Origin of the sequence: Dapis hubbardiae BLCC-M172 (genome assembly GCF_050016015.1) — a bacterium.
GTDB lineage: Bacteria > Cyanobacteriota > Cyanobacteriia > Cyanobacteriales > Microcoleaceae > Trichodesmium.
Genome location: NZ_JBNHEQ010000043.1, coordinates 1 through 12,877, shown reverse-complemented (window position 1 = coordinate 12,877; position 12,877 = coordinate 1). Strand labels below are relative to the sequence as shown.

Annotated in this window: 9 protein-coding genes; 6 read left to right on the top strand and 3 right to left on the bottom strand. The window is 37.7% G+C overall.

Going from position 1 to position 12,877, the window contains the following annotated elements:
• Nucleotides 1-27 precede the first annotated feature (27 nt).
• The 3 genes from ACP6PK_RS04685 (at nt 28) to ACP6PK_RS04675 (ending at nt 3,898) form a co-directional block, all read left to right on the top strand.
• Complete coding sequence (locus tag ACP6PK_RS04685; RefSeq protein WP_426558196.1) at nt 28-261, top strand: hypothetical protein; 234 nt, start codon at nt 28-30, stop codon at nt 259-261.
• Nucleotides 262-1,468: 1,207 nt separating this feature from the next.
• Nucleotides 1,469-1,633 (top strand): hypothetical protein, encoded by a 165-nt coding sequence (locus ACP6PK_RS04680; protein WP_426558194.1) that lies wholly within the window; start codon nt 1,469-1,471, stop codon nt 1,631-1,633.
• A gap of 123 nt (nt 1,634-1,756) precedes the next feature.
• A complete protein-coding gene (locus ACP6PK_RS04675) occupies nt 1,757-3,898 on the top strand; it encodes a hypothetical protein (protein ID WP_426558192.1) in 2,142 nt (713 codons plus the stop codon).
• Nucleotides 3,899-4,627: 729 nt separating this feature from the next.
• Here ACP6PK_RS04675 and ACP6PK_RS04670 read toward each other — a convergent pair.
• A complete protein-coding gene (locus ACP6PK_RS04670; RefSeq protein WP_426558190.1) occupies nt 4,628-6,379 on the bottom strand; it encodes a Na/Pi cotransporter family protein in 1,752 nt (583 codons plus the stop codon).
• A gap of 791 nt (nt 6,380-7,170) precedes the next feature.
• Here ACP6PK_RS04670 and ACP6PK_RS04665 point away from each other — a divergent pair.
• Nucleotides 7,171-7,689 carry a hypothetical protein gene (locus ACP6PK_RS04665; protein ID WP_426558188.1) on the top strand — a complete coding sequence of 173 codons (519 nt, stop codon included), beginning with the start codon at nt 7,171-7,173 and terminating at the stop codon, nt 7,687-7,689.
• Between the two features lie 237 nt (nt 7,690-7,926).
• Nucleotides 7,927-9,198: an exonuclease subunit SbcD gene (sbcD, locus tag ACP6PK_RS04660; protein ID WP_426558186.1), complete on the top strand. Its 1,272-nt coding sequence runs from the start codon at nt 7,927-7,929 to the stop codon at nt 9,196-9,198.
• 813 nt (nt 9,199-10,011) lie between these two features.
• Here the strand turns inward: sbcD and ACP6PK_RS04655 are convergent.
• Nucleotides 10,012-10,752, bottom strand: a complete 741-nt coding sequence (locus ACP6PK_RS04655; RefSeq protein WP_426558184.1) for a winged helix-turn-helix domain-containing protein — start codon at nt 10,750-10,752, stop codon at nt 10,012-10,014.
• A gap of 92 nt (nt 10,753-10,844) precedes the next feature.
• Nucleotides 10,845-11,012: a hypothetical protein gene (locus ACP6PK_RS04650; RefSeq protein WP_426558182.1), complete on the bottom strand. Its 168-nt coding sequence runs from the start codon at nt 11,010-11,012 to the stop codon at nt 10,845-10,847.
• A 321-nt stretch (nt 11,013-11,333) separates the two neighbouring features.
• On the opposite strand from ACP6PK_RS04650, the gene ACP6PK_RS04645 reads away from it, so the two are divergent.
• The gene (locus ACP6PK_RS04645; RefSeq protein WP_426558180.1) at nt 11,334-12,080 is read left to right on the top strand and encodes a creatininase family protein; all 747 of its coding nucleotides are present in this window, start codon (nt 11,334-11,336) and stop codon (nt 12,078-12,080) included.
• Nucleotides 12,081-12,877 lie beyond the last annotated feature (797 nt).

The window sequence follows — 12,877 nt, the reverse complement described above, 5'->3', positions numbered from 1 at the left end:
TTATCGATTATTATACTAAATAATTCCATGATTGCCACTGCCTTTACTGCACTTATAAAACCTGATACGCTGGTGAAAAAAGAGATACCAGAAAATATAGCTGCTAAAACATTATATTACCCAGAAGTTACTTCGACCTTAAACAACTATCCTGAATATCAAAAAGAATTGAACAAGGCTAAAAAGTTAGTTTTCTCACTACCAAATTCTGAAGCTCAACGAAACTTAATCAATTGCATTAGCTATTCATATTGTTGTTGATTACTTATTTGATTGTGCCCATAGCGACTTAGACTTTCAAAATCAAAAAGAGTGTACTTTATACGGACTATCAAAAATCGCCAGTATTTCACCTTTTGCTAATCAAACAGTTAAGCAAATAAAAGAGGGAAATACAATGAATACTGGTTTTATGATACAGCCACAATTAATAAAAAGATGCTATAAACTGGCGTAAATCTGTATTACCGAAAATTTATAAATATGTATTTCAATTAATGGTGAAAAACACTATACAAATTTAGGGATTTATTTTATTTAGGTAAAAGGAAAAAGTAATAATAAAAGGCTAAAAGTTCAAAGTAAAGTTTGAACTTTTACAGCAGTTTTCTATTTAATAAAGTACATCTTACCTGTATATCATTAATAGTTAACCAATAATTAGGCGATCGCGAAGCGGAATGGAGTTCTATCGCCACTCATACTTTATCTAAAATCTAAAAACTATTGTGCAATAGTTTTATTAATAGTCAACCTAAATAATCAGGCGCTCGCCACTCAGAGACTTTATCTAAAATCTAAAAACTATTGTGCAATAGTTTTATTAATAGTCAAACAATAATATTATGTCCGGATAAGAGCGTGATCAAAAAACTTTCTCATGCATATACTTTTTTTATCCCCTCTTCCCTCCTGACTCCTGTACGGACGATTTCCGTGCCGGAATGCTCCGCAAACGCGTTTACGAAGTATTCCGTAGGAAATCGCCCCTACGACTCCTGACTCCTGCCTTTTTATTTATAACTATTCAACCGGACATGATATAGTTAGGCGCTCGCGAAGCGGAATGGAGTTCTATCGCCACCCATACTTTATCTAAAATCTAAAAACTATTGTGCAATAGTTTTATTAATAGTCAACCTAAATAATCAGGCGCTCGCCACTCAGAGACTTTATCTAAAATCTAAAAACTATTGTGCAATAGTTTTATTAATAGTCAACCTAAATAATCAGGCGCTCGCCACTCAGAGACTTGATCTCAAATCTAGAAACTATTGTGCAAATTAAAATCAAACCATAGGATTTATCTCGTAAGCACTCAGCCTTCAGTTAGCCTTATGGGTTGTAACTGCGTTTTTTCGTATAGGGAATGCTCCGCAGGAAATGCTTACTTTATCTCTAACCATTAATTCACCGAACTATAATTAGTAAACAGCAAAAGACTTCCAATCGCAAACTCTAATTAACAATGAGACGAAAAAAAATAATCACTCTATTAACCATCAGTTTGCTAACCATAGGTGCTGGAGAATTTATTAGACAAAAATTAATAAAAAGAGATTTACCAAGAGATGTTAGTATTACCCTAGATAATGCACTATGGAAACAAAACGAAGAAAACTTTACCGAATAATTAATTATTAATTAAATAATTGTGGTTTAAAGCCTCCCCTTTTAAAATGATATTTCCCAATCTTCAATCCTCTCGGTTTTAACCAGAGGTAATTATCAATTATCCATTATCAATTATCAATTAATGAACTATCAAGATATTACTTTAGACTTAATTTGTATAAATTCTCAATGCGAAACAGAAATATGGGGCTTTTCCCAAGCATTTAATCAAGCAGAACATGATGGTATAGTTAACACTATTAAAAAAGATAACTCCTGGGAATTACAAGTAAAAATTCAGATTAACTCCGACCCTTGGAGAAAAGGTGGAGAAGCAGAATATTTAATCGAATTGCAACCAGATAAAAAAGATAAAAAGCAAATAGTTGGTAGTTATTCAGGAACCTTTAACGAACAACCTGTCAGTGGAAAAGTTACTGGAAATATTACACCCTATTCCCCCACAAAAATACCAAACCATACACCCATATCTCCTAGAGAACATCCACGGCTAATTTTCCGTCAAAATCAACTGCCAGAATTACGAGAAAAAGCCAAAACTCAGAAAGGTCAAGCTATTCTTGCTCAACTCGAAAAATCTCTCCAGCAAAAAATCTATTACGAAGCATTCGTTCCCAATGGTGGATATCATGCAGCAGGCCATTGTTTCCTCTCCCTCTTAAATGATGACCCCCAAGCAGCAGAAACAGCATGGCAAATAGTAGAAAAATCCTTGAATAATCCTGGCCCACGATTATTAGAACACGCCCCTATAGTGGCTGGTGTGGCCCTAGCTTACGACCTTTGTTATAACGCCTGGGATGAGCAACGAGTCCAAAAAATTACAGACTGGTTAGCGCAACAGACAAAAATATTAATTGCAGGTACTCGTGGCAAAGGTTGGAACCCTACTGCTTGGAGTAACTGGAGTGGGAGAGCGCGGAGTGCTGCTGGTTTGGCAGCATTAGCTATTTTATATGAACCGGAACAGTTTTTTTCAGAACCGACTGATGTGAGACGACTGTTGAAAATTGCTGAAAGGAATATTGAGCGTTATCTGGAGACTGCAGTAGGCGATCGCTCTTTTGGTACTGAGGGTGACCTCTATAGTATTGAACCTTGGATATTAGCACTTTTACCATTTTTCCAAGCTTATGAAAATGTGTTCGGACACAACTTTGTCAAAGACTCCAGTATAAAATGGTTTTTACCCCATTATGTAATGCGGATAGTAGGAGAGGATGGTGAAATATCAGTACCTACTTATGGTCGTCATCGCCTAGCACCAGTGAAGTCTCTGTTTTCTCTGGGTTGGAATAGCGTACCAGAAAAATTTTTGCCAGGGGTGATGTGGTTTTTTCATCATCATTTTGGTTGGGAAGGCGATCGCTCTTTTGCCATCAAAAAACCCCATGAAGCTGCTTTTCTTCTGGCAGCATATTCTGAAAATCTAATAAACACTTCCGATGAAAATTTTATCAAAAGGTTGTTAAATCTTAATTTTCTCACAGGTTTGAGACCAAAAAACCCAGCCAAGGTATTTGAGCGGGTATTAGTAGATGAAGAAAAAGGTTTTTATCTGTTTCGTAACCAATGGAAGGATAAAAATGATTTTGTGGCAAGTATTTATTTGAAACAGCAACCTTTGAGAGCTTCCTGGTCATTTCCAGAGGCGGGTGGCTTCCGAATTTGGGGTTTGGGTGGACGTTGGGCGAGTGCTGGTCCAGATGATGGAAACAGAGGGGATGAAAATGTTGTTGTTGTAGGAGATATGTCTGCATCAGGAGCTGCTCAACCAAACTTTTTTCAGGAGGAAGTAGATGGTTCGGGGGTGGTGAGTATGAATATGGATAATGTGTTTGAAGCTAATGATTTTCAGTCGTTGCGGTCTTTTGCTGTTGACTATAGTGGAGTGTCGGGTGCGCCTGGTTTTTTTGTGGTGGTGGATAGGTTTACTGGGGATGCGCCGGAAAAAGTTTGGGTAATGCACACTCAGGAGCAGGTGGTAGTTGAGGATAATGGTTTTATGTTGAAGGCTAATTCTGGGGCAACTATGAGAGGAACTTTTGTTACACCAGGGGAGGTGAAGCTTGATGTTGAGGAAACAAAGAGAGGTAGAAAGATATTAGCAAGTGGGGGTGATAATTTTTTTGTGGTGATGACTGTGCAAAATGGTATTGCTCCAGAGGTTGAGATTTTTGGTAGTGGTTTAGATGCTGAGGTCAGGGTCGGGGAAAGGATGATTATATTTAGGGAGGATAGAGTTTCAATAATTAATAATTAATAATTAATAATATCATGTCCGGTAGCATCGGTATTGCAAGTAAGAAGGTAAGGAAGAAGGCTTGAGTTATCTAGGAGAGAAGAAAGAAGAAAAGGAAAAACCTTACATAAGGTAAATATTTCCCCAACTTTTACACGACGCGACCATACCAGCGGACATGATATAATACCATGTCCGATTGAACGCTTATAATTTAAGATAGTAGGGGAGTAGGGGAGTAGAGGAGTAGGGGAAAAATTAGAATATATCCTCTCGATCGCAAAATATTTTATTTATACCATTACATCCGGACATGATATAATTAGTAATTAGGGCTTGCTGAATAAATATTAAAGCGTTGATAGATAAAGGCTTTAGGCTTTTTAAGCCCTGAAAAAGTGCAAGGTTTTCGGTCTAGGGAGCTTAAAAAGTTAGGATTTTAGGGTGACGCGAGGCAGAAAAATCACTCTTATAATTCTTCCTCCTACCTCCTCGATCATTCCCCGTTCCTCCTGACTCCGTACGGACGCCCTTATGCAACGTCCCTACCTCCTGATATAGAATCCGGATAATTACTATAGCTTACGTCATTGCGACTGGAACGGAGTGGAAGGTTTGCGGAGCATTCCGGAACGGATAGCAATCTCAGAGGTTTAAGAGATTGCTTCCTATCGTCGATAGGGACGACTTTTCAACCGGATTTTATATGACTCCTACCCTTACCCATAAGACTTTTTCAGCAAACCCTAATTAATTATTAATTGTTGAACCCTCTGTGGTAGAATTATCAACCACATTTTTGATTCTATCTCCCTGTATTTCTAGATCCATTTCTGTCATAAGTTTGGCAATTCGTTTGGCAAAATAATATACTCGTTTCAAATACTCGATAAAATCTGATTCAAGGCCAAATGCAACCAACCGATTCGGTTGGTCAGCAGTTAAACGCATAGCCAGATGAGTATGTGCTTGGCTAGCCAACTCATTAATTTGGGGTTTCATTGCCACTACCTGGGCAGCTAACTGCGGATCGGAGGAAACTACTGATTTGATCGCCTGGTCTACAGCAAAACAAACCTCCTCATGTAGAGACTTTAAAACCGTTTGGGTAGCATCACTAAACTGAAGCTCATGGTGTAGCCGATCATTGCCAATTTCAACCATATTAGTCTCAATAGTATCCCCAATATTTTCAATATAGTTGGCAATCTTCAGATACATAGACAAAAGCTCAAATTGTTGAGTCACTAAGGTTTCCAAACTCAACTGACCGAGGTAAGTTACGATCGCCCCATAAAGTCGATCAACCTCATCATCCATTGCTCGTAATGCTGCCACCTCATCACTGGTACCACCCTCCACAACTGGCAGACAACCGCGCAGCATCTTCAGGACAATATTTCCCAATTGCCCTAACTCCAAACGAACCCGATCTAAGGCCAAGGTAGGAGTAGTTAGCAACATCTTATCAAGATATTTGGGTTTACTTTGCCGAACTGTCGGAGATTTTGCAGGCAGCAAATGTTCTACCAACTTTGCCAACAACGGAGCAAACCCAATAAAAATAAAAGCATTGGCTACATTAAATAAAGTATGAGCATTAGCAATTTGGCGTGGGGTTTCCACTGCTAGCTTAGACATACCTTCTAGAGAAGATGAAGCAGGTGTCAGCCAACGTACAGTATCCGCTAACTGATTAATAAACCCAACCCAAAGCAGAACACCCAAGATATTAAACAAAACATGAGCGATCGCTGCTTGAACCGCTTCTGAAGGTTTGCCGATCGCCGCCAACATCGCCGTAATACAAGTACCAATATTTGCACCAAACACCAGGGCAATTCCAGCTTCGAGATTCAATAAGCCTTGACTTGCCAAAACAATCACCAAGCCAGTAGTGACAGCAGAACTTTGCACCAAAGCAGTAAACACCGTGGCAATAGTAATCCCCAGTAAAGGATTTTCTACCTGTTGCATCAAGCTAATAAAAGGTGGATAAGCTTGTAGGGGACTGGTGGCAATCTTCATTAACTCCATGCCATAAAACATCATACCCAAACCCATCAACAGCAAACCATACTGCCGGGAGTATCTTCTCTGGGAAATTAGTTGCAAGACAAAGCCAATGGCAAAAAGCACTAATGCGGAGCGGGTAATTTTAAAGGCAATAATCTGAGCAGTGATAGTCGAGCCAATATTGGCCCCCATGATTACCCCAATTGATTGAGGCATGGTCATTAAGCCGGCAGAAATAAAACCCACCACCAAAACCGTCGTCACTGAGGAGGATTGAAGCACTGCGGTGACAAATGCTCCGACCACTAAACCATTCCAACGATTCGAGGTCAGTTTAGCGAGCATTCGCTTCATAGATTTGCCCGCCACTTGCTTTAAGGACTCGGTCATTTGTTCAAGTCCAAATAAGAAGAATGCGAGTCCTCCACAGAGACCCACCGTAATTTGTCCAAATTCTAAAAGACTAATTGAGTTGCTTGGTGTCATTTCAGTTATCAGCTATCAGTTATCAGTTAGCCTCCTATGATTTTTTCATCCCTTTAAAAGGGGAGGCTTGAGACCTTATTTCTTGTAAGCATTCAGCCGTCACCTATCAGCTATCAGCTAAAGTTTTTATAGGGGTTTTCACGGCTCTGTTGACTTGCATTACTTCTGCCTGAGTGCATAAGTGCCTTCTACCTTTAAGCCAAAATCTCTATATTCTATGAATCATGAAAAGCGGGCTTACTATGAACGACCATATATTCAATTTTTGCTCCTAGCAATAGGGAATATAAAATCTAGATACACAACAGCTTATATTTATTAACTCATTTATTTATTTAAAAGGCTGTTTGCGTAGCATGACCTAGGAAGAGCTGAGTGCTAATAGCTGAATGCTTACTATTTCTTGGTGATTCTTTGTCGTCATAGTTATCAGGTGTATGGTGAGGGATAGCAACATTTTTATTAAACTTTGTACCATTTATCAAAATTAATGTTACACTTGGAAAGTGTCAAAATAAGCCTAAAAATTGTACAGATAATTAAAGGCTTAGATTACGTCAATAAATACTATTTAGAAATACAAATTTCAAGTATAGCAAAGTTTTTGAGAATTTGTATAACACAGCTTACGGTGTGACAGGCAAGCTAGAAAATATATATAGCAATTTTTTGGGAGATTAACTGGAACCATTATTCAAATAAAAAAGAGAGCTGATTAAGAATTTGGGTGAATTTGCGTTCGTAAATTTATATAGTAAAATCAATAAAAAATACGACTAATTGAGCAAAACATGATTAGTAAAATAGCATTAGCTCTGACTACATTATCCATTCTTATACAAAATAATTCAATGATTGCCAGTGCTTTTACTACATCTATAAAACCTAATATCTTGGTTCAAAAAGAGACACCAGAACATTTAGCAGCTCAAGCATTATACTACACAGAAAATGCTTCGACCTTTAACAACCAACCTGAATATCAAAAACAATTGAAAAAGGCTAAAAAATTAATTTTAGCACTACCAAAATCTGAAGCTAAAAAGAAGTTAAAACGTGCTTTAGATATTCATCTTGTTGTTGAAGATTTACCTGATTGTGAGGATAGTAATAGTCAGCAAGACTTAAAAACACAAAACGAGTGTACTAGAAAAAAACTATCAAAAATTACCGATATTTCACCTTTTGCTGCTCAAACAGTTACACAATTAGAAGAAGAACTTCCCATTGACATTAGTTTTATAAGAATACGGCCAAGATTAGTACAAGACGCCATAAATTGGCGTAAATTTGTATTACCTGAAATTTAGAACTCTGTATCTCAATTAATAATGGATAATGAAAAGTATAGCAATCCGCGCTTATGTTTCACAATTCAAAAACTATAAATCAACTCCAAAACTCTTAGCCATTAACCATTTACTCCAAACCTATTCCCAAATAGTAGCAAGATTTTTGACACGAATAAAACTAGGATTGCTATATCTCTAATTATCAATTATCAATTATCCATTATCCATTGGTAAGAAGCTCCCTAAATAAAAAAAATGATTAAAATTCTTCATCTTTCTGACATTCATATTGGCAGTGGTTTTTCTCACGGTCGCATCAACCCAGAAACAGGTTTAAACACTCGCCTCGAAGACTTTATTTCTAGTCTAAAACTTTGTATAGATAGGGCAATTTCTGAACCAGTTGATTTAGTTTTATTCGGTGGAGATGCTTTCCCAGATGCTACTCCAGCGCCATACATAAAACAAGCTTTTGCTGGTCAATTACGACGTTTAGTAGATGCTAAAATTCCCACAGTATTATTAGTAGGAAATCACGACCAACATTCCCAAGGTCAAGGAGGGGCAAGTTTAGGTATTTATCGGACTTTAGGAGTTCCTGGAGTTGTGGTAGGCGATCGCTTAGAAACTCATACAATTAAAACTCAAAATGGTGCTATTCAAGTTATTACATTGCCTTGGTTAACTGCTTCTAATTTAATGACAAAATCTGAGACTGAAGGTAAGTCGATGAAGGAAGTAAATGAGTCATTAATTGAAAAACTGCGGTTGATATTAGAAGCAGAAATTCGGAAATTAAACCCAGAAATTCCCACTGTACTTTTAGGTCATTTAATGGCAGATAGAGCAAGTTTAGGAGCAGAACGTTTTTTAGCTGTGGGTAAAGGTTTTAATATTCCTGTTTCTCTATTAAACCGACCTTGTTTTGATTATGTTGCTTTAGGTCACGTTCACAAACATCAAAATTTGAATAAGTCTAATAACCCACCAATTATTTATCCTGGAAGTATTGAAAGAGTTGACTTCAGTGAGGAGAAAGAAGAGAAGGGTTTTGTTTTTATTGAACTAGAAAAAGGTGAAGCTAAATGGAAATTTTGTTCTCTACCCGTCCGAAGTTTTCAGACTATTAAAGTTAATGTTTCAGAAGCAGAAAACCCACAAAATGAATTATTAAAAACTATTAGTAAATATCAGATAGAAAATGCAGTAGTAAGGTTAATTTATCAGTTACGTTCCGAACAATTAGACTTGATTGATAATAACGTTTTACATCAAGCTTTAACTGAAGCACACACCTATACTATTCAACCAGAATTAGTCAGTCAGTTAGCAAGACCCCGCTTACCAGAATTATCAACAGGTAATAGTATCGATCCTTTAGAAGCGTTAAAAACTTATTTAGAAAGTCGGGAAGATATTCAAGATATTCAGGAAGAAATGTTAGAAGCTGCTGCTAAATTACTATCAGGTAAAGCAGATTTATCAGAAGAAAATTCTGATGGTCAATTAAGTTTATTTAGTAAGTAGTGAAGAAGGAAGAAGGAAAAGGGAAGAAGGAAGAATTTTTGTAGTCAACATGAGTGAAAACCGCTATAAATTATATTGCTATAAAGCGTTTTTATCTCAGACGTAAAAACCGAGTGCTGTTAAGAAGAGAATAGGAAATAGCAGGGCTATTTAATTCTAGAATCAAGTGAGTATTTTATATCAAATCCGCTTGATTGGACATAAAAAAAATCTCTAATGTTCATAACTACGCTCATCTTTGTAATTCTCTCTCCTCCTGACTCCTACTGACTTAACCAATCTATAACTATTTAAACTGTAGTTGTAATAAATAATTAAGTTATTTTCTAGTTCTCCTTTTTTTAGGAATTATGTAGGGCTTGCTGATTAAATCTAAAAGCATTGACAGATATGGGTTTGAGCAATTGTCAGTCTTTAAAAAGTACCAGGTTTTGAGCTATTCATGCTCAAAAAGTTAGGATTTTGGGTTGACGCGAGGCTGAAAAATCAAGGGATAATTTCCCCTTCTGCCTCCTCTAAATTACCCATTACTCCTGACTCCTGACTCCTGACTCCTGACTCCTGACTCCTACCCCTACTAAAAGACTTTTCAGTCAACCCTATGTAGGGCTTGCTGATTAAACCTAAAAGTATTTACAGATAAAGGTTTTAGCCTTTTTATGTCGGTGAAAAGTACCTGGTTTTCAGCTCTTAATACTCGAACTCGAAAAGGAGCGTATTTTAGGCAAGAGTTGCGCAAAAAAAAAATTACTCCCCTACTCCCCTACTCCCCTACTCCCCTACTCCCCTACTCCCTACTCCCTACTCCCTAATTTAACCAAATCTATATCCAAAACCTCTAACAGTAATCACATACTCTGGTTTACTAGGATTTAACTCTAGTTTTTCCCGTAACCAGCGAATATGAACATCAACTGTTTTACTATCCCCAATAAAATCTGGTCCCCAAACTTGTTCTAACAATTGTTCACGAGACCAAACTCTGCGTGGATAACTCATAAATAATTCAAGTAAGCGAAATTGTTTGGGAGAAAGTTTCACTTCTTGACCTCTAACCGTTACTCGACATTCCTCGGCATAAAGGATTATATCTTGATACTGAAGCATAATTGTTTGGGATACTTGACCTAAACGTTGGCGACGCATCATAGCTTGGCAACGGGCCATAAACTCCCGCATCCCGAAGGGTTTAGTTACATAATCATCAGCTCCAGCTTCTAAATAAAAAGCACAATTATTAGCACTGCCTCTTGCTCCCAAAATCATTATTGGTATTAAATTACCTTGATGTCTTAACATCCGGCATAAATCTAAACCATTAACGGAGTCAAGAATTAGTAGATTGAAATATTGCTCATCTTTAACTGATAAAAAATTCTCAAGAGTGGGAATAACACTACGCCCGTCTGGAGCAATAACTACTTCAAAACCTTGTTCTTCTAGAGCCAGGGCTAACATATCCCGAAACAGCTCTTCGGTCTCTAATAATAAAACTTTGCTATTTGTTCTGACGGCAGACCTGCAAAGACTTTCGCTTAGATCTGGGGAAAACATAAATATCGCTTCTGGTAGGTTTGATGGTGAATTATTAATGTTGCCTTACAGAGAAATTAGGCAATTGTTAGTTAATTGTGTAGCTAATTAACTCAATTAATTTTTAACCATCCAACTGCCAAAAGCACTGGGTCTTTCTCCCATTGATACAATGCTTTCTGACTATAAAATATTACTAGGGCAACCATAGCACTAGCCGAATTTGTTCTGTAGTCTGGTTTTTTGTCGTTTCTAGAAAACGGTGTTAGTTTACTAAGCATTGCCCACTTTTATTTTGCATTGTTATGCTAAATACAAAACTTGGATGCCCCTATAGTATGACTAATAGGTTAAGAAAGGGTTATGTTTAGGTTATCAAAAGGTTAAATTATTAAAGTTTAATACAAATTTTATCAAATATTGCTACAAATTTCTAGAAGTGTGGGACTGGTAATAAATTCATAGATTAACCTCTGAATTTAGTATCAAAATTGAACAATATTTAGAGTATATTAAAAAGTTTAACCCTTATTTAAGGTTAGATTAATTTTTTTACTTATAGTTAAGATAAAAAGTATAAATAATTCAATAAAAGTATAAATATGTTACTACACTTAAGTACCTGGCCTGAAGTTGAAGCTTATGTGAATCAATCTCAAGGTATTATTCTGCCAATAGGTTCTACTGAACAGCATGGACCTACAGGATTGATTGGTACAGATGCTATTTGTGCAGAAGCCATCTCAAAGGGAGTAGGAGAAACTGTACAAGCATTAGTAGGACCAACAATTAATGTAGGGATGGCGTTACATCATACAGGTTTCCCAGGTACAATCAGTCTGCGGCCTAGTACGATGATTCAGATGATTCGTGACTATATAGTTTGTTTAACTAAGGCAGGATTTACCAAATTTTTCTTTATTAATGGTCACGGAGGTAATATTGCTACTCTGAAAGCTGCTTTCTCAGAAACTTATGCTCATTTAGCTGATCTAAATATTGCCAATGCAGACCAAGTTAAGTGTAAAGTCGGAAATTGGTTTATGTGTAGCTCAGTTTACAAATTAGCCAAAGAATTATATGGTAAAGAGGAAGGCTCTCACGCTACACCTAGTGAAGTAGCTTTAACTCAGTATGTTTACCCAGAAGCAATTAAACAAGCTCCACTTTCAGAAGATGTAGCTAGTGGATATTCAATATATAGTGCTGCTGATTTTCGTCGCCGATATCCCGATGGTCGTATGGGTTCTAACCCTGCATTGGCAACACCCGAACATGGTAAGCAGTTTTATGATTTAGCAGTAAAGGAGCTAAGTAATTCTTACTTGGAGTTTATTAATAGTGATTAGGGAGTAGGGAGTAGGGAGTAGGGAGTAGGGAGTAAGGGAGCGGGGGAGCGGGGGAGCGGGGGAGCGGGGGAGTAAGGGAGTAGGGGAGTAATTTTTGGGGTACTCTCTTGACCAAAATGCCCTCCTTTTTGAGTATAAAGCAGCTCAAAACTAGGTACTTTTTCGAGACCGATAAAGGCTTTAGGCTTTTTAGGTCGAAAAAAGTGCAAGCTTTTCGGTGGAAAGAGCTGCATAAAGCTAGTATTTTGGGATGATCATGGCAGAAAAATTGAGGGACAATTTTTCCGACTACCTCCTTTATAATTCCCATTTCTCCTGACTCCTGTACGGGCGTTTTGCTAGCGCAAAGCTCCGCTAACGGCTAAGAGCCGACATGAAAAACGCGGAGCGACATATAAAGCGGAGCTTTGCGTTAGCACATGGCCATTTCCGTTCCGGAATGCTCCGCAAACGCCCCTACGACTCCTGACTCCTACCCTTACCACGCATATTTTATTCAGCAAACCCTAATTATTGCTCTGCTGATTAAATCTAAAAGCATTTACAAGAAATAAGGTGCCTTTTTAGGTCTGGAAAAAGTACCTAGTTTTCAGCTCTTTATGCACGGTTCCCGAAAAATCAAAAAGGAGCGCATTTTGGGCAAGAGAGTAGCCAAAAAATTACTCCCCTACTCCCCTACTCCCCTACTCCCCTACTCCCCCGCTCCCCTACTCCCCCGCTCATTAAAAAAGACTTTTTCAGCTTGGGCAAGAGAGTAGCCAAAAAATTACTCCCCTACTCCCCTACTCCCCTACTCC